This window comes from Butyricimonas sp. Marseille-P2440, from assembly GCF_900091675.1.
In the GTDB taxonomy this organism is placed as follows: domain Bacteria; phylum Bacteroidota; class Bacteroidia; order Bacteroidales; family Marinifilaceae; genus Butyricimonas; species Butyricimonas synergistica.
In genome coordinates this window covers 1,528,685-1,551,305 of record NZ_LT594610.1, presented here as the reverse complement: position 1 = coordinate 1,551,305, position 22,621 = coordinate 1,528,685, and the positions used below count along the sequence as shown (strand labels likewise).

At 47.8% G+C, this 22,621-nt stretch carries 19 protein-coding genes and 1 other RNA gene; 13 read left to right on the top strand and 7 right to left on the bottom strand.

Annotated features, from left to right (window positions below; all coding sequences use genetic code 11):
* Positions 1-7 precede the first annotated feature (7 nt).
* Genes BN8899_RS17550 through BN8899_RS17525 form a run of 6 tightly spaced genes read left to right on the top strand, consistent with a single transcriptional unit; the run spans position 8 to position 9,651 of the window.
* A complete protein-coding gene (locus tag BN8899_RS17550; protein ID WP_065220351.1) occupies positions 8-907 on the top strand; it encodes a fimbrillin family protein in 900 nt (299 codons plus the stop codon).
* Between the two features lie 15 nt (positions 908-922).
* A complete protein-coding gene (locus BN8899_RS17545; protein WP_065220350.1) occupies positions 923-4,354 on the top strand; it encodes a leucine-rich repeat protein in 3,432 nt (1,143 codons plus the stop codon).
* A gap of 7 nt (positions 4,355-4,361) precedes the next feature.
* Positions 4,362-5,267: a fimbrillin family protein gene (locus tag BN8899_RS17540; RefSeq protein WP_065220349.1), complete on the top strand. Its 906-nt coding sequence runs from the start codon at positions 4,362-4,364 to the stop codon at positions 5,265-5,267.
* A gap of 47 nt (positions 5,268-5,314) precedes the next feature.
* A complete protein-coding gene (locus BN8899_RS17535; protein WP_065220348.1) occupies positions 5,315-7,075 on the top strand; it encodes a WG repeat-containing protein in 1,761 nt (586 codons plus the stop codon).
* Positions 7,072-8,028 (top strand): hypothetical protein, encoded by a 957-nt coding sequence (locus tag BN8899_RS17530; RefSeq protein ID WP_222860562.1) that lies wholly within the window; start codon positions 7,072-7,074, stop codon positions 8,026-8,028. The genes BN8899_RS17535 and BN8899_RS17530 overlap by 4 nt, the downstream gene beginning before the upstream one ends.
* A gap of 3 nt (positions 8,029-8,031) precedes the next feature.
* Positions 8,032-9,651: a leucine-rich repeat protein gene (locus BN8899_RS17525; RefSeq protein WP_065220346.1), complete on the top strand. Its 1,620-nt coding sequence runs from the start codon at positions 8,032-8,034 to the stop codon at positions 9,649-9,651.
* A gap of 4 nt (positions 9,652-9,655) precedes the next feature.
* Here the strand turns inward: BN8899_RS17525 and BN8899_RS17520 are convergent, their stop codons facing one another.
* The gene (locus BN8899_RS17520) at positions 9,656-10,789 is read right to left on the bottom strand and encodes a serine/threonine-protein kinase (RefSeq protein ID WP_065220345.1); all 1,134 of its coding nucleotides are present in this window, start codon (positions 10,787-10,789) and stop codon (positions 9,656-9,658) included.
* On the bottom strand, positions 10,789-11,361 hold the full coding sequence (locus BN8899_RS17515) for a hypothetical protein (RefSeq protein WP_065220344.1): 573 nt from the start codon (positions 11,359-11,361) through the stop codon (positions 10,789-10,791). The genes BN8899_RS17520 and BN8899_RS17515 overlap by 1 nt, the downstream gene beginning before the upstream one ends.
* A 183-nt stretch (positions 11,362-11,544) precedes the next feature.
* Here BN8899_RS17515 and BN8899_RS17510 point away from each other — a divergent pair, with 183 nt between their 5' ends.
* Complete coding sequence (locus BN8899_RS17510; RefSeq protein ID WP_065220343.1) at positions 11,545-12,801, top strand: DNA cytosine methyltransferase; 1,257 nt, start codon at positions 11,545-11,547, stop codon at positions 12,799-12,801.
* Positions 12,802-12,926: 125 nt separating this feature from the next.
* Here BN8899_RS17510 and BN8899_RS20980 read toward each other — a convergent pair whose 3' ends face one another.
* Complete coding sequence (locus BN8899_RS20980; RefSeq protein WP_065220342.1) at positions 12,927-14,783, bottom strand: M56 family metallopeptidase; 1,857 nt, start codon at positions 14,781-14,783, stop codon at positions 12,927-12,929.
* 3 nt (positions 14,784-14,786) lie between these two features.
* Complete coding sequence (locus BN8899_RS17500; protein WP_018336243.1) at positions 14,787-15,155, bottom strand: BlaI/MecI/CopY family transcriptional regulator; 369 nt, start codon at positions 15,153-15,155, stop codon at positions 14,787-14,789.
* Between the two features lie 279 nt (positions 15,156-15,434).
* On the opposite strand from BN8899_RS17500, the gene BN8899_RS17495 reads away from it, so the two are divergent.
* The 4 genes from BN8899_RS17495 (at position 15,435) to BN8899_RS17480 (ending at position 19,254) form a co-directional block, all read left to right on the top strand.
* Positions 15,435-16,010, top strand: a complete 576-nt coding sequence (locus BN8899_RS17495) for an NfeD family protein (protein ID WP_065220341.1) — start codon at positions 15,435-15,437, stop codon at positions 16,008-16,010.
* Between the two features lie 33 nt (positions 16,011-16,043).
* Entirely contained in the window at positions 16,044-17,498 is a 1,455-nt protein-coding gene (locus BN8899_RS17490) for a flotillin family protein (RefSeq protein ID WP_231932413.1), read from the top strand.
* Between the two features lie 96 nt (positions 17,499-17,594).
* Positions 17,595-18,008 carry a tRNA (adenosine(37)-N6)-threonylcarbamoyltransferase complex ATPase subunit type 1 TsaE gene (gene tsaE, locus BN8899_RS17485; RefSeq protein ID WP_065220339.1) on the top strand — a complete coding sequence of 138 codons (414 nt, stop codon included), beginning with the start codon at positions 17,595-17,597 and terminating at the stop codon, positions 18,006-18,008.
* Positions 18,009-18,033: 25 nt separating this feature from the next.
* Positions 18,034-19,254, top strand: a complete 1,221-nt coding sequence (locus BN8899_RS17480) for an alanine dehydrogenase (protein WP_018336247.1) — start codon at positions 18,034-18,036, stop codon at positions 19,252-19,254.
* Between the two features lie 2 nt (positions 19,255-19,256).
* Here the strand turns inward: BN8899_RS17480 and BN8899_RS17475 are convergent, their stop codons facing one another.
* From BN8899_RS17475 to BN8899_RS17465, 3 genes are all read right to left on the bottom strand, one after another.
* A complete protein-coding gene (locus BN8899_RS17475; RefSeq protein ID WP_018336248.1) occupies positions 19,257-19,748 on the bottom strand; it encodes a D-glycero-alpha-D-manno-heptose-1,7-bisphosphate 7-phosphatase in 492 nt (163 codons plus the stop codon).
* Positions 19,749-19,830: 82 nt separating this feature from the next.
* Positions 19,831-20,841, bottom strand: a complete 1,011-nt coding sequence (gene holA, locus BN8899_RS17470) for a DNA polymerase III subunit delta (RefSeq protein ID WP_018336249.1) — start codon at positions 20,839-20,841, stop codon at positions 19,831-19,833.
* Between the two features lie 52 nt (positions 20,842-20,893).
* Entirely contained in the window at positions 20,894-21,469 is a 576-nt protein-coding gene (locus BN8899_RS17465) for a DUF4294 domain-containing protein (RefSeq protein WP_065220338.1), read from the bottom strand.
* A 72-nt stretch (positions 21,470-21,541) separates the two neighbouring features.
* Here BN8899_RS17465 and BN8899_RS17460 point away from each other — a divergent pair, with 72 nt between their 5' ends.
* Together BN8899_RS17460 and rnpB are read left to right on the top strand one after the other, a co-directional pair.
* Complete coding sequence (locus tag BN8899_RS17460) at positions 21,542-22,132, top strand: YqgE/AlgH family protein (protein ID WP_018336251.1); 591 nt, start codon at positions 21,542-21,544, stop codon at positions 22,130-22,132.
* Between the two features lie 60 nt (positions 22,133-22,192).
* Positions 22,193-22,540, top strand: an RNA gene (gene rnpB / locus BN8899_RS17455) — RNase P RNA component class A.
* Positions 22,541-22,621 lie beyond the last annotated feature (81 nt).

Sequence of the window (22,621 nt, the reverse complement as noted above, 5' to 3'; positions counted from 1 at the left end):
ACAAAGGATGAAGGTTGAACGTTGGTTGCAAAATCTACTCTTTATTGCGCTATGCGGGTGTTCCGGGGGCGGCGGTGAGGAGAATGTACCCTTACCGGAGGAGCCGGAGGGACCGAAAGTACAAATAACATTGAATTGCGGTATTGATTCCCGTGCCACGGAAACGAGTTTCGAGGCGGGAGATCAAGTGGGATTGTTCGTCGTGAACTATAACGGTACTTCTGCCGGGGTGTTGCAGAATTCGGGAAATCATGCCGACAACGTGAAGTTTACTTATTCTTCCGGGTGGATCCCGGAGCGGGAGATTTATTGGAAGGATGAAACGAGTAAGGCTGATTTCTATTGCTATTACCCGTACACGACGGTAACGGACGTATTGGCGTACAAGTTCACGGTGAACGCGAATCAATCGACAGAAACGAATTACAAGGCTTCCGATTTCTTGTGGGGGAAAACTGGGGGCATTGCTCCGACAGAGAATGCGGTGGATATAACTTTGAAGCATATGTTCAGTTGTATGCAGATCAAGGTGGCTCCCGGCAAAGGGTATACTGCGGAGGAACTGGAGAAAGTTGTTGAAAGTGTGACGGTGCACGGTGTCAGAAACGAGGCTTCCATCAATTTGGCTACGGGAGTGGCGACTGCCGTGGGGGCGGAGAAGGTGATCACTCCTTGGCGTGATGGCGAATACTACAAGGCGTTGATCGTGCCGCAAGCGGTCGAGGAGGTTGGTTTGATCGTTGTTCTTATCGGGGGAAAAGAGTACGCGTTAAAGAAGGCTTTTACTTTCGAGACGAACAAGCGGTACACGTTCACTGTTACGGTGGATAAAACGAATAACGGTATTAACGTGGGGATCGGGAATTGGGAGGAAGACGGTGTCGATCATGGTGGTGTGGCTGAATAATTAAAACAGGTGATTATGAGAAAGAAATATGGTATTTGGGGAACGTGCGTGGCGGCGTTTGCATGTTTGTTCTTTGCTTGTCAGAAAGATGACGGGGTCATGGGAGGCGAGGCTGACAGACTTCCGATAGTCTTGTCGGGGGATATCGATCAGGTGATGTTGTCCCGGGTGAATGACGGGGGATTTTGTGACAAGGATGTGATGGGTGTCTATATCGTGGATTACGAGGGTGGCAATCCCGGGAAGTTACAATTGGATGGGAATAGAGCTTCCAATGTGCAATTTATTTACGATGAGGCTAATAATAAATGGAGCGGGGCGTATGATATTTACTGGAAGGATTCGAAAACCCCGATAGACGTGTACGGGTACTACCCGTGGGGAACGCCGGAGAGTATCGAGACATACGCTTTCGAGGTACAGAAGGATCAGTCGAAGGCGGGGGAGAACGGTAACCTAGGAGGATACGAGGCGAGCGATTTTCTTTGGGGAAAAGCCGTGGAGGTGGCACCTTCGACGAAGGTGATCCGTTTGTCATTCCGGCACAGGATGAGTACTGCTCGGGTGACGCTCGCGGAAGGAAAGGGGTTTGCCGAGGGGGAATGGGCAGGATTGGAGAAGCAGGTGCTGGTGACAAACACAAAACGAAAGGCAGCGATTGATTTGACAACGGGAAACGTGACCGTGACGGGAGAGGTTGCCACGACGGGGACGATTCCTTACCGGAAGGACGGGGTGTTCCGTGCGATCGTGGTGCCTCAGGAGATTGCTGCCGGAACAGAATTATTCAAGATTACAGTGGACGGGGTGGTTTATGCTTTCAAAAAGGACGAGGCATTTACTTACGTGCCCTCGAAGATGCATAATTTCACGATAACGGTGGACAAGAAGGAGAGTACAGGAACGTACGAGTTTACCTTGGCGAGTGAATCGATCACGGCGTGGGAGAATGATGATATAGGACATGATGCAACGGCGAGGGAGTATATCGTGATAGAGTCGGAGGCGGGAAAGTTGAAAGAGGCGATCACTGCGGCGAACAAGGATTTTCGGATGTTGCAGAATTTGAAGATCACGGGGGAGATTAATGCGGATGACTTTTATTTCATGCGGGATTCGATGGATCGGTTGCAGGCGTTGAATTTGAAAGAGGTAAAGGTAACGAATGATGTTATTCCTGCAGCAGCGATGCGTAGTAAATATTCTTTGACGAGGTTGGTGTTGCCGGATCAGTTGAAGGAGATTAAATCGGCGGCTTTTTCTGATTGTAGAAATCTGACGGGATCGTTGATTATACCGGAAGGGGTCACGAAAATAGAAGGTGAGGCGTTTTACGGGTGTAAGAATTTCACGGGAAGTTTATCATTGCCATCGACGTTAGAGGTATTAAGTATGGGAGGAGGTCTTGGTGCTTTTCGTGACTGTAAGTTTGTATGTGAACTGAAACTTCCTGAAAGATTGAGATACATTGGATTACAATCTTTTTGGGGATGTTCTGGCTTTTATGGGGAATTACATTTACCGGGTAGTTTGGAATTTTTAGATGAAGGGACATTTGGAGGGTGTAAAAATTTGACGGGTTCAATAACTATACCTCAAGGTGTAACGGATATCGGGGATGCCGCATTTACAGGTTGTTCAGGGTTAAATGGGACTTTAACTTTACATGATGGAATCGTGTCTATTGGGGCATATGCTTTTGAAGGGACTTCTCTTAAAGGAGAGTTACATTTGCCAAAGAATCTCATAGCTATTGGTGAGGGTACATTTAGCGGTTGTGATTTCTCTGGAACCTTGGTTTTGCCCGAGGGACTGATGTCTATCGGGGATAAGGCTTTTGCTTATAACTGGCGTTTGGCGGGAATATTGGAATTCCCGGAGGGAATGCAGAGTATTGGGGCTGGGGCTTTTGCTAAATGTCGTAGTATTGAAGGTTTGGTTTTCCCGGAGAGTTTGGAGAATATTCGTTACGAGGCTAGTTGGTGGGAAGATGGCGGTGCTTTCCAAGATTGTTTCGGGATAGGGAGTATCGTGTGTAAGGGGGCGATTCCGGCTTATGTGCAGGAAGGAGCTTTTCACGGGGTGGCGAAGGATAATTTCACGTTGGAGGTGCCGGAGCCCGTTGTTGCGCAATACCAAGCTGCCCCGGGATGGAATGATTTCAAGCGGATTGCGGCTCACCGGGAGCTGGTGTGCCGTCCGGCTTTGGCGACGGCAATCAACACGGAGTGCGAGCGTCGACTGGTGCTGAATGCCGAGGGGGATTGGGAAGTGGCGGAGAAGCCGGATTGGTGCGAGTTGTCGGCCACGAGCGGATCGAAGAAAACGGAGTTGCGGTTGACGATTAAACAAATGAGTCGAGGTGCCGAGGCTCGCGAGGGGGATATCGTGTTCCAGTTGAAGGATAAAGATTACACGACGCGTTGCCACGTCACGCAATACGATTACGAGTACGCGGAGGATGAGATTATCACGTTGCAGGAACATACCAAGGGCAACGGGGTGAACCTAGTGTTTCTCGGTGACGGGTATAGTGCATTAGATATTTCGAAAGGGGAGTACATGAAGATGATCCGAGAGCAGGTGGAGCGTTTCTTTGATATAGAGCCTTACCGGACGTACCGGGATTATTTCAACGTGTACACGGGTATCGCCGTTTCCCCGGAAAGCGGTATCGGGACGATCAACACAATTCGCTACACGAGGTTCGAAACCACGTACACAGGTGGCGTGGGGTTGAAATGCGATTATGATGCGGCGTTTGCGTATGCCCTAGAGATGCCGACGGTGAACAAGGGTAATTTGAATCAGACGTTGATCATCATGACTCCTAATTCGACGGATTACGGTGGTATTTGCCAGATGTGGGATGATGGTTCGGCTATTGCGTTTTGTCCGTTAAGTGATTACGGTTATCCGTTGGATTCGCGGGGGGTGATTCAACACGAGGCGGGAGGACACGGTTTCGGCAAGCTGGGCGACGAGTATATCTATCATAATGAGTTTATAGATTTCTGCGGTTGTACGTGTTGCGGGCATGTGTGGGAATTTAATTACGCTAAAGCGTTGGGATGGTACGAGAATCTGTCGCTCACGGGGAAGATGCACGAGGTGCCTTGGGCTCATTTTATTTTTGATGACCGGTACAGTGACGTGGTGGATATTTACGAGGGCGGGTTCATGCATAACCGGGGCGTGTTCCGCTCGGAGCAAAACAGTTGTATGAACAATGATATTCCCTATTATAGTGCGATTAGCCGGGAAGCTATCGTTAAACGGATTATGGCGTACGCCGGGGAAACGTACTCGTTCGAGAAGTTCGTGGAGAATGACAAACGAGATGCCACGGAATCGCTGTCCCGTTCTGAGGATCGCCCGGGAGTGACGGTTCGGGGGTATCAATACGCTCCACGGATTCATAAAGGTAAACCGGATATTTTGAAATAAGGATTGAATGAAAAATAAGTTTGCTATGAATTGCATGAATATAATATACAGAGTTGGGATATTCTGTCTCCTGTGCCTCTCGGCTGGTTGCTCTAATTCTGATAGGGAGGCAGTGCCCGATGATTTGTTTGTCACTTTTGACGTGGTGCATCCCGCTCTTGCCCGGGCAACCTCGACTAGTTTCGAGGCGGGCGATCAAGTGGGTGTGTTCTTGACGGAGCGGGATGCCCCGTTGGAGGTGTCCGGTAATTACGTGAACAACGAGTTGCTGACGTATTCCGGTTCGGCGTGGGAGTCTGCCAGAAAGATCTATTGGAATGACGGGACGTATGATGTGTTCGGGTATTACCCGTACGTGTCCCCGTTGACAAGCGTGGACGATATGCCGTTCGAAGTGGCTTCGGACCAGACGATCGAGGGGAACGGGAACGCTTTGGGTGCTTACGAGGCGAGCGATTTCTTGTGGGCAACGGCGAAGGGGGCGACCGCGGGAGAGGGTGCCGTGAAGTTGGTTTTCGCTCATCGGATGAGCAAGTTGAATGTTCGTCTGGTGAAGGGTGATGATTACGATGGAGAGTTACCTGAGGAGGCGGAGGTGTACGTGCACAACACGGTGCCTTCAGCCACGATAGACTTGAGTGCGGGGGTGGTGACGAAGGATGTTTATGGCACGACACGGGTGATTCGGGCGAAGAAGACGGGCGAACAGCAATATTCGGCGATCGTGGTGCCCCAGCGGATTGATAACATGAAACCGTTGATTGAAGTGGTGATGAAAGGGGTGGCTTATCTGGTGGAAAGACGGTTCGTGTTTAAAGCCGGAGTCCAGCATACGGTGACGGTCGTGATTTCCAAGAATCCGGAACAAGTGAAGATTGAAATAGGAGGCGAGATTGAAAATTGGGAAGAATAGAAAGAAATGTGTATTTTTGTCACGTGTGATGTTGTAAAGTCCCGTCTATGATGAGAATCGGTATAATATTATTCACGTGCGTGTTGCTATTCGCTTCTTGTGACGAGAAGCGAATAGCAATTTATGGTTTACCCTTGAAGATTACCCGGGGAGATGAATGGGGTATTCTCGGGACGGACGGGACGGTAAAAATGATTAACGCTTTCAAGTATCAGCCGTCGGCTGTGGTAAACGGGAGGTTGAGCGTGCCGGATGACTCGGGAAAGTACGAGTTGTATGGTTTTGAAGGGGAGTTGAAGTTGATGTCGCCCAAAAAGTTTGCCGCTATCGGCTATTTTTTCGAGAACGTGACGTTCGCCCAGGAGGAGGTGGGGGAGCCTTTGTTGTTGGTGGATAAGCATGGGGAGAAGGTGGCGGTGGTGGATAATTACGAGGGGCATAAAATCTTGTTGACGCGTAATTTTAGGGAAGGATTGGCATTGGTGTACACGAGTAACGGGAAGTATGGTTACGTGGATACGAGGGGTGAGATGGTCATCAAGCCCGTGTACGATTATGCCGCGGATTTCTCGGAAGGACTTGCCGTTGTCGGTGTTGCCGGGGGAGAAGGACAATTGGCTTACCGGGTGATCGACAAACGGGGTGAGATTCAGTTTTATATTACGTTACAAAATAGCCGGATACACGAGCATTTTTCTTGTGGTTATTTGCTGTTCAAGAATCTGGAACAGAATTATTGCGGAGCTTTGGACAGAGGGGGAAAGGTTTGTCTATATTTGCCAACCCGGATACAAGAGGTGATGCCGTTCCGGTATGACGCCGCCGTGTTCTGGACGGAAACGGGTGTCGGGTTGATTAATAAGGAGGGAAAAGTTTTGATCCCGGCGAATTATGATGACGGAAAGATCGTGGGTGAACGGCGGGTGGCGTTGAAGTTAAGGGATAAGTGGGGACTTTTTGATTTCGAGGGTCGACCGCTTTGCGAGTTCGTGTACGATTGGATCTCGGATTTTGAAGGATACGCTTTTGCCTGCCGGGATCACGTTTATTATATCATGGATGAACGGGGACAGGTGGTGGGACCGAATAAGTTTTCAACCGTTCTTTGGGATCGGGTGGCTGCCGGGGTGTGTCCGCAGGTGTTCACGTTGCACGAGATGGTGAAGGATTCTATCGTTGAACCCGTGGAGCGAGAAATGAAGACGGAGCGATTGGAAGAGCCTGTTCAGCCTAAAGTTCGAACAATAGATAGAAACAGTCCGTTTTACCGGGAAGCCAGACAGGTGATGGACGGCGGTTTGCAGGAAGAGGATGCCTCGAACAGGCAGGTGATATTGAATTACATGGAGCATTTCAGAATGTCCTACTTGACGAAGGATATTGATTTTCTGGAACAATTGTTTAGCGAGGAAGCGTTGATCGTCGTGGGGACCGTGGTCAAGAGGGCTGCCGTGGGAGAGGTGCGTTATTTATCTCCCGAGCAAGTGCGTTATAGCGTGAAGAGTAAGCGGGAGTATTTGAATCGCCTGCGGGTGATATTTCAAGCGAATCAACGTGTTGATGTGAATTTCACGGATTTCTCGATAAAACGGCATCCCACGAAAGTCGGGATATACGGGGTGTCGGTGAAACAAAATTATAGGTCGGATATGTATTCCGACCAAGGTTATTTATTTTTGTTGTGGGATTTCCGGGACGAAACGGCACCCAAGATACACGTGCGCACGTGGCAGCCTCGCATGTTGGATGAGCGAACCCCGTTACCCGAACAGGAGATATTTAACATAGGAAGTTTTAATTTGGAATGATGGACAAGGTTCTATTGATAATTCTATTGTGTTTGACGGGACTTTCGAGCAAAGCCCAAGAGTTCAAGGTGCGCTCTTTCCGTTGTTTGCCAAATGATATTACGGCTTGGGTGGATCCGGTACGCGATTTGAACAACGAGGCTTGTGCGTTGATAAAGGTCGTGGGTGATCCGGACTTTGTCTTTTCTACTCCCCTGGGAATTGTTGCCCGTAGGAATGAAGTCGGCGAAATATGGATTTACGTGCCTCACGAAACGGTAAAATTGACCGTGAAACATCCCCGGTGGGGAGTGTTGAGGGATTATCGTTTCCCCGCGCCGTTGGAATCCCGGTTGACGTATGAACTGGTGATAGCTTCGCCTCCCGAGAAGGTACAGGAAAAGCCTTACCCGAAGGTGGTGAGATTCCCGTTCAGGGGAATGGAAAATACCTCCTTAGATTATTCCCTGCGTCCCATGCCCATGGGAAAATTACGTCGTGGGCAAGCGGCTTATTTCCTGATTGCAACGGCGGGCATGCACGAGGGGGAGATGGCGAACGGGGTGAGGTTCGGGGTGATGCGGCAACATGGCATATGGGTACACGTGCAGAGTAATTTCCGTTTTCTTTCGACCTCGGGGGAGTGTAACAAAAGAGGGGAGTTGGCTTCTGGAGAACCGACACCTTATTACAAGGAGTCCGTGTCCCGGGCTTTGGGTACGGTCACGATAGGGGGAATTCACCGGATAGTGGGATTGTGGCACTTGTACGAGGGCATCGGGTACGGGGAACAGCGTGTCGCCTGGGAAACGTTAGAAGGGGTTAAATTGCGAAATACGGATTATTCGGCAAAAGGGATCACGGGGGAATTGGGAGTACTTTGGGAAGTACGCCGGATGGTGTTGTCTGTCGGGATGTTGACTATCCGGGGTGAGCATTGGGAACCGCTGTTGGGTATAGGTATTAATTTCTAGTGTATGGGTAAGTTTTGTTTTTATATTATCTGTTGCGTGATTTTGGGAACGGCTTGTTCAAAAGAGACGAAACCCACGGTTTTGCCACCGACGTTGATTTTACGTGAGGCGACAGGCATTACCCGCAATACGGCGCATTTATCCGGAGAAATCATGCTAAACGGGGACGGGACGGTGCGGGACTGTTATTTCGTGTACGGGGTTTCACCGGAGGAGGTTGCTCGGGTTGCGGCAACTCGTACGGAAATCGGGGCGGAAGTTGTTCTGGAGAATTTGAAAGCGGGAACGGAGTACTGTTATTATTTGGAAGTATCTAACGGAGGCAGTACCGTGTGTTCTGAAGTATCTTATTTCCGCACTTACCCGAATACGGCACCCGTGTTGAAAGAGATTGCTTTGATAAATAAAGGTCCCACGACGGCAACCGTGGTATGTACCTTGGTTGAAAACGGAGGGGAAGCGCTCACGTTTTTGGGATTCAAGTACCGGGGTGCGGATGCCACGGAAGAGTTGTTTACGCCAGCCGAACCCGGGGAACAGGGTGTTTTCCGGAAACAGCTGACGGATTTGAATTTGGCGACTTCCTATGTGGTGCGTGCTTACGCCGCCAATTCTGTCGGGGAGATATACACGGACGAGGTGGTGTTTACCACCGATGACGCTATATATGTTTCGGAGCCGGGTACGTTGTCAGAGGTAATTGGTGAAGGTCTGAAATACCAATTGTCTCAAATTTCGGTTAGCGGGAAGTTGAACGGTTCCGATTTTCGCCTGTTGCGGGATATGTTGGGACAGGGGGTGGAAGGGGAAAATACGCCGGGAATGTTGAGCGAGCTTTATTTGACGGATGCCCAGATCGTGGAGGGGGGAATGAGCTATTCATCGTCCCGTTATACTGCCAATGATACGTTGAGTTACGGGATGTTCATGAATTGCCGGAATCTGCGGGAAATTGCTTTACCGAACACGATAAAGGTGGTGGAGAAAGATGTATTCAAAGGGTGTACGGGGTTGACGGCGCTGACTATACCCGATAACGTGCAACGTTTTGCTTCGTCGGAAGGCTGTACATCGTTGCAAGAGTTTAGGGTGTCCGTGATAAACCCTTACTTCGAGGCGGAGAATGGCATTTTGTATGACAAGGGGAGGGAAACGCTGTTGTTGTACCCGGAAGGTAAGGTGCTGTCTGTGTTGGAAATCCCTGCCGGGGTGAAAAAGATCGCGGATCAAGCCTTGCAGAATCTACCCGCGGATACATTGTATATGGCACATTCGGTGACGAACTTGGGACTTCAGGTATTTCGGGGGGCTAAATTGAAAAAAGCGGTTCTTTCCGATGGGCTTGCAATGGTTTCGGGAGCTACTTTTCAAAATTGTGTCGAGTTGCGTTCGGTCACTCTTGGAAGGGGAACGGTGTATATTTCCGACTATTGTTTTGACGGCTGTGCCTTGGAGGAGTTGACGGTGTTGGCTGATATTTCTCCCACGTGTGCTTCCAAGGCTTTCGGGAATGCGGACTTTTTTGAAACGTGCGTGCTTTACGTGCCTTCCGGAAGTAAAAACAGTTACCGTTATGCCGAGCCGTGGAAGAAATTTAAACGTATCGTGGAAATTGTTCCTTAGGCGATTAAATCTTTTGGCGGATGCTTTTTATTTCCCGGTCAACATCGAGTTGTAGATGGGAGAGTAGCTTTTTATATACCGGGGTTTTCCTTTGGCTTGTTTCCGGAAAATCCGTATTTAGGGCTTGTTGTAGAGCTTGATGGAGTAGCAGGCTATCCCGTGTCAGTTCCTGGCGATTTGTTGAATATTGAGTTATTTTTCGGTGCAAGCGGTTCTTTTCCTGCAAAAGGATATGGTGGTAAGTGTTGCTGGTCGAGAAGTTGCTGTACGTTTGTGTTATCGTGTTTTTGCCGGCAGATGGATTATTCGCGGGAGAATATTGTAGATAGAAAAGGGATACCGCAATTAACACGATAGCAAATGCCACGTATTTGAATGGTGTTTTAAAAGATCTTTTCTTGAGGTCTTCGATAATTTCCGCGGTATTATTGTAACGCTCGTTTGGGGTCGGGCGTGTACATTTCTGAGCGATGGAGGCAAGTTTCCGATCTTTTACGATACTCGACATTTCTTCAATAATGATGCCCAATGAGTAGATGTCCGTTCGACAGTCGAGTGTTGCTTCGGGATTCAATTGCTCCGGGGCAAGGTATTTTTCTGTTCCTGCCGGGATTTTTAATATTTCATAGTCATCACAATCTGCAAGCCCGAAGTCAATGAGTTTCACGTTGTTTCCGTTGTACGTGATGAGAATGTTGTTCGGTTTCAGGTCTTTGTGAATCTGTTGCTTGCTGTGAATGTATTGTAATGCATTACATATTTCCGTGATAAACTTGTATGCCAGTACCGGGGTGAGTTTTCCTTGTTCCATAAAAGTTGTCAACGGGATACCGTCAATGTATTCCAGAACGATGTAATTTCCCAGCAGGTCATTCTTTTCCCATCCTAGCGTATGGCGAATGTTGGGATGGTCTAACTGGTAACCGATATTAAATTCTTTTAATAGCAGTTGTTTATAAAACTCTTGTGACGAGTAGAAAGGTTGTAGGCTCTTCAGAATATGCAGTTTCCCGTATCGGCGGCATAAATGCAACCTGCTAAACCCGTTAGCGGGGGTATAAAATTCTTTTAGGTCTGTATATATATCCAAGGTTATGTCTTCACCGAAAAAGCCGGATGATAATGTTTCCTCGTTCATTATGTCAGTTGATTGATTAAAGTGAGTCCCCCGTTACGTCCCGCGATGAAAGGAGCCGTTTTTTTATTATCCCTTAAGATGTAAGATAATAATAGAGGCTGTCCCATGAGGAAACAAGCTGTTTCAAAGCAATCGCCTTTTTTGAGTTTGGATTGTTTCGAGTCCATGACTTGAAAACGGGCTCCCCCGTGAAAGCGTAAACGTAAATAACGATTGGGCGACCAGCCGATCTCTATCTCGTCTCCCGGGTTTAAATCTTGAGCCTGTATCTGTCGGGTGGTAAAAAAGGATGAATTGTACATAGTACTGGTTTTCAGATGATGACAGAAATCACTGAAACAAGCGAAACCGATATATTGGGATAATACATCCAATGTTTGAGTACGAGGTCGATGGGTATCGTTGACGTATCCCCACAGACGTTTTAACGTGGACGTGGAAATGAGATAACCGTGTTCGGATTTTAAATGAAGTGAGAATTCGTCGAAATCGGTTGTTGTAAGCAAATTGCGAGCATATTTTTTCCCGACTAACGTTAATAATTCCATTATTTCCGGCTTCAATTCGTTCATTCGATATATATTTAGGCTGATAACAATTCATGACAAATTTACTAGAATGTGGTGAAATAGAAAAATTTTTGAAGGGATAAAATATGGGAAAGGGGGCGTGAAGTATAAATTTTCGAAGGTGTGTCGATAACCTGATGATTATTGTTAATTTTGTCGACGGATAACGAGTAAAAATAACAATAGATGACTTCTAAAACAATTCGGGTATTATCGCTGTTTTCAGGTTGTGGGGGAATGGATTTAGGGCTGGAAGGTGGTTTTGCGGTTCATGAAGCCAGTATCAACGAGAAAACGAATCCGGACTTTATTGAAAAGTCCGGGGGGAACGGATGGGTGAAGCTGCAACCTACCCGTTACCGGATTGTTTTTGCCAATGATATATTGAAAGAGGCACGGACGGCGTGGACGCATCATTTTGCCAAGTATGGTTATCCCGCCGAGGTATTCCGGCAGGATAGTGTGGTCGATCTGGTGAAGCGACACCGGGCGGGGGAGTGTGTCTTCCCGGAAGGGGTGGACATCGTTACGGGTGGTTTTCCTTGCCAGGATTTCAGTTTGGCGGGTAAACGCGGGGGATTCAATTCCCACAAGGATCACAGGGGAAGAATCATAGACGGGGAGATCGCATCGGAAGAAACCCGAGGGAAACTTTATATGTGGATGAAAGAAGTCATTGAGATTACGAAACCCAAGTTATTTATTGCCGAGAACGTGAAGGGGTTGGTAAACCTCTCGAACGTGAAGGAGATTATACAGCGGGATTTTTCGCACGCTGACGGGGACGGTTATCTCGTGTTGGAACCGAGAGTGCTGCAAGCCGCCGATTACGGGGTGCCGCAATCGCGCGAGCGGGTGATCTTTATCGGTATCCGGAAGTCAGCACTGACGGCGGAAGCCCGAGAGATATTGACAAGGGAAGCAATCCCTGTTGAATATAGCCCTTACCCGCGACCCAGTCATGCCTACCGTGCGGTGGGGGATAACCTGATCGTGCCACAGACTCTTGCCAACGTGCTTTCCGGGTTGAAAGAACCTGAAGAGAGCGAGGATCCCTCGCAAAGGTTTTATTCTTGTGCGAAATACTTCGGGCGGCATTGTCAAGGGCAGATTGAAGTGGATCTTTCGGGTGTCGCTCCTACTATCCGTTCCGAGCATCACGGGAATATCGAGTATCGCCGCCTCTCGGAAGAGCACGGGGGTATCCAAAAAAAGGAGTTAAAACAGGGACTGAAGGAGCGGCGCCTGACTCCCCGCGAGTGTGCGTTGATACAAACTTTTCCCCCGGATTACGAGTTCGTGATCCCTGACGGGGGTAGGGGCAGATATAAATTATCCCCCTCTTCGGCGTATAAAATCATAGGGAATGCTGTTCCTCCTTTGTTGGCATATCATATCGGAAAACGTATCGAGAATTTGTGGGATTTTTATTTTGGGAATTAGGATTTCATTAACTGATCGACTTTAGATTTTAGATTGAGTGATTGGAAAGATTCCCGAGGCCAGTGAGTATTCCTGCTTCAATCTAAAATAACAAATAAGCCGTGCTTCAGCACGGCTTATTTGTTTTATTCTTTTTCCATATAGACGGTGATCGTCGGGGAAGTTTTGAGTTTTACTTTTTTCATTCCGGGGGAGGTGATCGTGAGTTTGTCGTTCTTCCCGGTGATTAACAGAAATTTTCCGTTTTTATCCGTGTTCGTTTTTGCGCCCGGGGTAGCAACTGAGGCTCCCGCAATGGGGTTCCCGTCCTGATCCAGAACGGTACCCATTGCTTTCACCACGGAAGAGCTGGTTATCCCTGGGAGTATATGAGTTTCTCCTACACGAAGTTGACTGTCTGCAATAACGTTGACTTGTGACGTTCTAAGTGTGAAATGAGGGTGGTCGTGTGTTTCACGAGCCTCAAAATAAGCTTCACCTTGTAATTCTACTTTTCTGCTGATACCGTCACGGACTACAAATACTTCGGAGGGTTGTCCTTCTCTTTGGGAAAGTTTTACTTTCGTGCCATCCTCGAGGATAATGATCGTATCCGAAACGATTTGGACGGAAGTAGTAGCGGTAACGCTTTCTACCGGTTCAACGACAACAACCCCGTGTACACCTTTTGCTCCATAGGCAGAGATAGCTGCCTGGTCTTTCAGAACGGTTATAGATTGGATGTTTTCAGATTTGAGATTCTGAATTGTTTCTTGGCTGACTTCTTTGCCATTCAGAATGAATAAGGGGCTATCGGAAGAGGTTGTAATGACCACAGAGCTTTTCGTTCCGTTGATGATGGTATCCTTCACGAATGTATGTCTGGGGGTAATATTCCCTTTTTTATGACTGAACGTGTCGGATGCGATCGTGATAGACACAAGAGAATCCTCGAGAGTATAGGTGTAGAAATAAGCCGAGTCCCCGCGGACAACTGTTTTTGTAGAACTATTTTTTCTTGTCAGGGAGTCCTGTTCTGGGGCAAGATTATTTGCTGCCTTTGTTTCTAGAATTGAAGTAAAATCATTAACTTTGATAGCTGAAATCTCGTTTAATTCGTTAGAGATTTCGGGACGGGCGAAAGTGGTTAATGTAACCACTGCCAGCGGTAGTACATACAAGTACTTCGCTCGAGCCCACGGACTGGATTTTTCTTTTAACATCATAGTGATTCTTTTTTTTAGTTTACTGTGATTAAAGCTGTTGGCCATAGAGTAGAGCCTTGTGCCGACAGCTTTTTTTATTAATAATAATTGATATTGTTTTGCGTTGACGCCTTGACGGATGACCGATTCGTCTGTCTCGTATTCATGGATGGTTTGCAGTTCCTGTTTCAATAACCAGGAGGCTGGGTTGAACCATTGGAAACAGATGCAGAGATCGGTGACCAACAGGTCGATTGAATGGCGGTTCCGGATATGGGCGATCTCGTGGGTCAGAATTTCCTTGCTGTTTTCTGTCAGGTCTTTTTCCGAGATGACGATGTATTTCATCCAGCTGAAAGGGGCAATTTCTTTGTCGTGAATGACGAGGGTAATTCCTTTTTCCAACTTTTCTTTTCGTCCGCTTCTCACGAGGCGAAGCATTTGAACGAGAGAATACACGGTGCGTCCGAAAAAGAAGAGAATCCCGATAAAGTAAACCAGTAGAGCAACCAGTATCCACACCGGGATCGATGACTCTGCTATGCTGGGGGAAGCTTGTATGACGTAATCCGCTTGCAGGATGAATTGCTCTAGGTTCACGAGGGTTTGTTGGATCTCGGTATTGTTGTGAACGGTGATTTCACAAAGTGGGATAAGCAGTGACAGCACGAGAATCCCGGACAAAGCGATCCGATTGAAACGGTGAAAAGTTTCTTTACTGAGCAACAACCTGTAAAATAGGTAGAAGACCGTTAGACAGAAAGACGCTTTTAATATATAGACGAAAAAAGTGCCCATAAGCTATTGTTTTTGGTGTGCTTTTTCTACTTTCTCGATGAGTTGTTTCAGTTCTTCTAGCGATATGTCTTCTTCCTGCACCAGAGAGGATACGGCATTGAGGTACGAGTTGTTGAAATACTTGTTAATCACGTTTTTCAACGTCCTTTTTCTGAATTCTTCTTCGCTGATGACGGCATGGTATCGATAGGTGTTCCCGAATGCCTCATGTCCGAGAAACCCTTTTTCTTCCAAACCCCGCACGATGGTGGAGAGGGTGTTGAAATGCGGTTTGGGTTCATCATAGTAAGCAAGCAATTGCCGCACGAATTGAGGACCTTCCTTCCAGAAAAATCCCATGATCTCTTCTTCTTTTGTTGTTAGCCCTTTCATAGTTTTTATCTTTTGCTACAAAGTAACTAAAACTTTTAGTTATAAAACTAATTTTAGTAGTTAATAATTAGTTAATATTTTATAATAGCACTTCGAGGTTGTTTGGCGATCTTTCTACATTTAAAATCTAAAATTTAAAGTCTAAAATTAGTAAGTTTTCCATTCTTTTGACTTTCTGTTTTTTTCATGTTGGAAGTTCTGTAAAAATATTTATATTTGTATAGTTGTGCGTGCGTGGGAAGTGAATTGACGAATGTAGTGTAACTTAAAATTAATGTCATGGAAGAATGGTGGAATGCTTTAGGCTTATTTATGCAATCGGTGTGGTGTATCACGTTGTTTGCCAGTTTAGTATTTATTATACAGACTATACTGACTTTCGTGGGTATGGATGCCGACGGGGGTATGGATGTGGATATGGGTTCGGATATGCCGGGGGACGGGGATGCCGGTCCTTTCCAGTTGTTCACGTTCCGTAATTTTATCAATTTCCTGTTGGGGTTCGGTTGGTCGATCATCTCGTTTCAAGGAGTGATTCAGAACCAGTTCATACTGATCCTTGTGGCTGCCGTGATCGGGGTATTGCTGGTCATTGCCGTGATGGCTATTTTCCGATTCATGAGCCGTATGGAGCAGAGCGGTACGATACAGATGGCGAATGCCGTAGGCTGCCGGGGAAATGTCTACTTGAAAATCCCGGCAAACAAGCGGGGAGAAGGGAAGGTTCAGATTTCTATCCAAGGCGCAATCCGTGAATTCGATGCGATCACCTTGGGAGAAGAATTGGAAACCGGTGCCCCAATACAGGTCGTAGAAGTCGTGAATGACAGTATGTTGCTCGTGGAGCGTTTTTGATAGGTAACTATATAATTATTTAACAGCTAAAATATGGAAAGTACTATGGAAGGTAGTTTGTATTTGATTGTGGCGATAGCCGCGGTCTTGTTCGTGACGTTCGCGGCAATCTTGTCCCGCTATAAACGTTGTCCGTCGGACAAGATATTGGTCGTGTATGGTAAGACAGGGAAAAACGCCACGGGAGGCGTGAGTTCAGCTCGTTGTATTCATGGAGGTGCTGCGTTTATATGGCCGGTGTTCCAAAGTTACGCTTTTCTGGACTTGACGCCTATTTCTATCGAGTGTAACCTGACCAACGCGTTGAGCAAGCAGAACATCCGCGTGGATGTGCCGTGTCGGTTTACTGTGGGTATTTCTACCGAGTCGGACAGTATGACGAATGCTGCTGAGCGTTTGTTGGGACAACGGTTGGAGAATATTCAGGATTTGGCGAAAGATATTCTTTTTGGTCAGTTGCGTTTGGTGATTGCGACGATGGATATAGAGGAAATCAATTCCGACCGGGACAAATTCTTGGCTAACGTGAGTGCCAACGTGGAAGCGGAGTTGCGTAAGATCGGTCTGAAGCTGATTAATGTGAACGTGACGGATATTCGCGACGAATCGGGATATATTGAGGCACTCGGAAAAGAGGCTGCAGCGAAGGCTATCAATGACGCCAAGAAGAGCGTGGCAGAGCAGAACAGATTCGGTGAAATCGGTAAGGCAGAGGCAGACCGGGACAAAGATATACGTATTGCTGAGACGGTGCGGGATACCCGTATCCGCACGTCGGAAGCTAACGCTAGCGCCGTGGAGGGAGAAAATAACGCCAAGATCCTGATTGCGGACTCCGACGCAATCCGCCGGGAACGTGAGGCAGAGGCTTCCCGCAAGGCTACTGCGGCAGAGAAAGTGCAGGCGGCAAAGGCTTTGGAAGAGGCTTATCTGGCAGAGAAAGAGGCTGAAATTGCCCGTGCCGAACGGGAGAAAGCGACCCAAGCGGCTAATATCGTGGTTCCCGCGCAGATCGACAAGGAGAAGGCTATTATCGATGCCGAAGCAGAAGCCGAGCGTTTACGCAGATTGGCAAAAGGAGAGGCGGACGCTATCTTCGCGAAGATGGACGCTGAGGCTCGGGGTATGTACGAGGTGTTGACCAAGCAAGCCGAGGGATATGCCCGGATCGTGCAAGCTGCTGCCGGCGACCCGGATAAGGCGGTAATGATGTTGATTACCGACAAGTTGCCAGAACTCGTGAAGACGCAAGTCGAGGCGGTCAAGAACATCAAGATCGACAAGGTGACGGTTTGGGACGGGAATAATGCCGGGAATGGCAACACTTCCACCGCCAATTTCATCTCGGGAATGATGAAGTCGGTACCCCCGTTGAATGACTTGTTCAATATGGCGGGGCTTAATCTGCCTACTTATTTGAAAGGGCAACCGATGGAAAACGTGAAAGTCGAAGAGAAGCCACAGGAAGATGTTGCGAGTGAAAACTAACTTTTGACTTCGTTTTTCGTTTACTAATATTATCTTTGTGCTATACTTCACGGAGAGGTATAGCACGAAGATAATATACGTTTAAATTGATGAATTATGCGTTGGATAATTGACAGCGTAGATGATTTAAAGAGAGTGGCACGAGAGTTCCTGGAATCGACCGGGGAAGACACAATATACGCTTTGTACGGTCCGATGGGAGTGGGGAAAACCACTTTCGTGAAGGCTGTCGCCGGGTGCTTGGGGATAGAGGACGACGTGACTTCCCCCACGTTTGCGATCGTGAACGAGTACTTGACCGCGCAGGGGAATTCCGTGTTCCATTTTGATTTCTACCGGGTGAAGAACGTGGAGGAAGCGATGGACTTCGGGTACGAGGAGTATTTTTATAGTGGAAACCGTTGCTTCATCGAGTGGCCTGAGATGATCGAGTCGCTGTTGCCGGAGAACACGCTGGTTTGCCGTTTTGCCGAGTTGGAAGACGGGCGGCGGGAACTGACGATAGAATAAATTGTAAATTATAAATCGAGATCGCATGGATAATTCGGGTAAATTGTTGGGTGCGCAAATCAACAGGGAATGGTTTCTGTATCAAGAGAAAGAAGTTTTCGGGGAATACCGTCACAAACGGTTGACGATCGGCTTGCCGAATGAAACGGAACGCCGGGAGAACCGGATTTGTCTGACCCCCGAGGCGGTGAGTGTGCTGATGGATATGGGGCACACGATCGTTGTACAGCGGGGTGCTGGCGAGCAGGCGCATTACCACGATCGGGATTATGCGGACGCCGGGGCACAGATGGTGGATACCCGTGAGGAAGTGTATACGTCTGACGTCATATTGAAGCCGACACCCGTGATGCAGGAGGACGTGGAAGTGATGCGCGACCGTCAGGTGATCTTGTCCCCGATAGAGCTTTTCGAGTTGCGGAAGGAGGCTATCGTGGAGATGATGCAGAAGAAAATAACCGCTATCGGTTTCGATATATTGAAAGGGGACAACGGGACTTATCCCGTGGTAGAGATGATGAGTGAGATTTCCGGCAATTCGGCGATCATGATAGCCAGCGAGTACTTGAGCAATTCTCGGGAAGGGAAAGGCATTCTGCTGGGAGGAATTACCGGGGTGACGCCTGCCGAGGTGGTGATCCTCGGCGCGGGGACGCTTGGCGAGTATGCTGCCCGCACGGCGCTGGCTTTGGGGGCGGAGGTGAAAGTGTTCGATTACTCTTTGGAACGCCTGCGCCGCTTGAATCATTGTCTCGGACAGCGCGTGTACACGTCCGTGTTCCACAAACCGGTGTTGGAGCGGGCTCTCTTATCCGCCGATGTGTTAATCGGGGCTTTGCGCTTTTTCGATGACGATCTGGATATCACGGTTTCCGAGGAGCAAGTGAAACTGATGAAACAAGGTGCGGTGATCGTGGATATGTCTATCGAGCACGGCGGGTGTATTGAGACTTCGGGACCCACAACGCACGAGAATCCTACCTATATATATAATGGCGTGATCCATTATTGTGTACCGAACGTGCCTTCGCGGGTTGCCCGCACAGCGTCTATCGCGTACAGTAACTTGTTTATCGCCTTGTTGGAGAAGATCGCCCGTGATGGCGGTTTCAATCCCGCTATCAAGAGTGATGCCGGGTTGCGGCATGGCGTGTATATCTACAACGGGGTATTGACCAAGAAGATCATTGCCGACAAATACGGGCTGGTTTCCAGGGATATAGATCTGTTGCTGGCTGCATTCTAGTACTACTGTCCCAAGATGCTGTCGATTACGGGGGTTATATCACTGTTTTTCTTGATCTTAATGCCTCGTATCCCGGCGGCTTCTGCGGCTTCGATGTCCCGGCTTCCGTCACCGATAAGCAGGGATGCGGATTTGTCTATGCCGTATTCCCGGATGGCCTGCTCTATCATGTAGGGTGAAGGTTTCCGGCAGGGGCAGGGAGCCACGCTGTCATGGTGGGGACAATAGTATATCTTGTCGATACGTGCCCCGTGCTTTTCGAGTTCCGCGCACATGTATGCGTGCAGTGCCTCGACGTCCTCGAGCGAGTACTCGCCCTTTGCCACGCCGCCTTGATTTGTCACCACGATAATCAAATAACCCGCCTCGTTCAGCCGGCGGATGCCGTCGATTACCCCGGGGTTAAACACGAAATCTTCTTTCCTGTATATATAATAGTGTCCTTCATCGGAATTTATCGTGCCATCTCTGTCAAAAAATATCGCTCGAACCATGTTTTAATTTTAGATTTTAAATGTTAGATTTTAGATTCCAACCGCACCGGTCTGTGCTTTCAATTCTCTATTTTCAATTGTCTTAGTGCATTATTTTAAAAATCAATTCTCTCAATAATTGTCCGTCGGAAATGTTGGCGTTGCCGACACCTTTGGATTTGAGGTCGTATTCTCTCAAGAAAGATATGATGTTGGCGCATTTCATGGCGTTGTATCTTTTGGCTCCTTCCGTGTAATCCTTCATGAAATAGGGATTGATGCCTAGTATCTTTGCCATTTCCTGTGGGCTGGGAGTACTTTTCTTTTGATAGTGGTACGTGAGCAGGTTCAGGAAATAGCGGAACAACATACTGATCGTTAGCACGAGCGGGTTGTTCTTGGGGTTTGCCTCGAAGTAGTTCACGATGCGGTTCGCTTTCAGGTGATCCATAGCCACGATGGCGGCGGTAAGCTCGAACGTGTTGAATTCCTTGCTGATGCCCGTGTGTTCCTCGACGAGGTTCTCTTTGATTTCACCGCCACCCGGCAACAGCAACATGAGTTTGTCCAGCTCGTTTGCCACCTTGCTGAGGTCGTTGCCGAGGCTGTCAGCTAGGATGCCTGCGGCTTTTTGCGAGATCATGTATTTTTTATCCTTGCAGTACGACATGATCCAGTCGGGAACCTTGTTATCGTAGAGTTTTGCCGACTCGAAATAAACGCAATTGGGTGAGCTGCCCAGTTTTTTGAAGACACCTTTGCGCTTGTCCGGCTTCTTATTTTTGTACAGAAACACGAGGACGGTGGTCGGCTGGAAGTGGTCGACATAGGGGAGCAGGTTCTCGAAATCCCGGATGTTTTGGGCTTCCTTGACGATAACCACCTGCCTTTGCGCCATCATCGGGAAACGCCGGGCGGTGTCGGTTACGGTGGTCATGGTGACATCGTTCCCGTACAATATCGTCTGGTTGAACGCCTTCTCGTCCTCCGTGAGCGCATTCTTCTCTATCCTGTTCGTTATTTCATCCAGGAAATAAGGTTCCTCGCCGGATAAAAAGTAAATAGGGAGGTATTTCCCCTTCTTTAAATCTGCAATAATATCTTCGTATTTCATAAAGGCAAAGATACGAAATAATTGAAAATTGAGAATTGAAAATTGATGAACTTTACAACCCCTTCTCTATCTGCCTCACGACCTCTTCGATATCCTTGTCCCTGCCTTCCGGTTCGTAGTCTGCCTTGAGGTTATTGCCGAAAAGGAGGGCGAGCGATTGCCAAAAATAAGCGTTCACGCCGCCTTTGTATTCCTTGATATGGTGGAACGACGAATTGTGGGTTTCCCGGTAAATGAGGCGCACGAGAATTTTGCCTTGCGTGACGGTAAGGCTCATCAAGGGTTTCTTGAATGTTTTCATCAGTTGCTTGTATTCCTCTTTGATAATTCGCTCCCGTTCCCGTTTCGTGTGTATGTTTGCCAGCCGTGCTTCTATCTCGTTGATCTTTGCGGCGGCTATTTTAGCGTAGGGATATGCCTTGCGGACGTTATAAATCAACCTGTGATTGCGTTTTTGTTGGCGGGTGAATTTCCTGTTACTGATCCTTTTGGCGTACACATTTACCTCATTCAGAGTGACGTGCGGCAGCGTGTCCCCTCGGATGATGACGGAAGGGAGGACACTTTGCGCCTCTGCAAAGCTGTTAATAAATAAAGATAGGAAGATTACGATGATTATTTTGTACATTTTAATATCTTTGCATTAACGCTTTATTGATACAAATTTAGTGATATATTTGAATTGTAAAAACGAAAGCTAGTGGAAAAGGAATTTCAGGATCTGTTTCAGATACGTCATAACGATGATCGTGTTGAAGTGGGAAAGGTATTGATCGCGGAACCTTTTTTGGAAGGGAAGTATTTTAACCGTTCCGTGGTCTACATGGTGGAGCACGATGACGCGGGAAGCGTGGGATTTGTGCTCAATAAGCCTCTGCCTTACACGGCTTCCGAGCTGGTGAAGGAATTGGAGGGAGTGTATTTCCCGGTGTATATCGGGGGCCCCGTGGAACCGAACCAGTTGTACTATATTCATCGCAAGGGCGATGTCCCCGATTCGGTACGGATAGCGGAAGAGATATACTGGGGCGGAGATTTCCGGGCTTTGACGGGGATGCTGCAAGCTGGAAAGATATTGCAGGACGAGATTCGTTTCTTTGCCGGGTATAGCGGCTGGACGGAGAAACAGTTGGATGGGGAATTGAAGGAAAACTCTTGGATGGTGGGGACAATTCCCGCCGATATATTGTTTACCGTGCCCAACGAGGGGCTGTGGGAACAAGCCATGAGCTCTCTGGGAGGAAAGCACAAACTATGGGCAAACTTCCCGGAAGACCCGATTCTCAATTAATTGAAAATGGAGAATTGAAAATGAAAAAGGTTTGATGGTTAGATTTATCATAAATATAAAAAGGCAGTTCGTTCTATCGCTGTCCCGAGAGGGAGAGAGGAAAGTCCGGGCAACGCAGGGCATCGTGCTTCCTAACGGGAAGGTATTCGAAAGGATATAGTAGTGTAACAGAAAATAACCGTTCCGTTTGCGGAACAAGGGTGAAAAGGCGGGGTAAGAGCCCACCGGTATCCCGGGCAACCGGGGTAGCCGTACGCCTCACGAGTTGCAAGACCATGTATACTGGCAATTAAGGTTAGCCCGACCGATGCCAGGGGGTAGGTCGCTAGAGCCGTGAAGTGATTCACGGAGTAGATAAATGATAGAAACCGAAAGGTACAGAACCCGGCTTATAGAACTGCCTTTTTTTTATTGAAAATGAATAGATTCAGAGATTTCCAATTTAATGATTTAGGAATCACAGAATTGGAAATCACTAAATCACAGAAT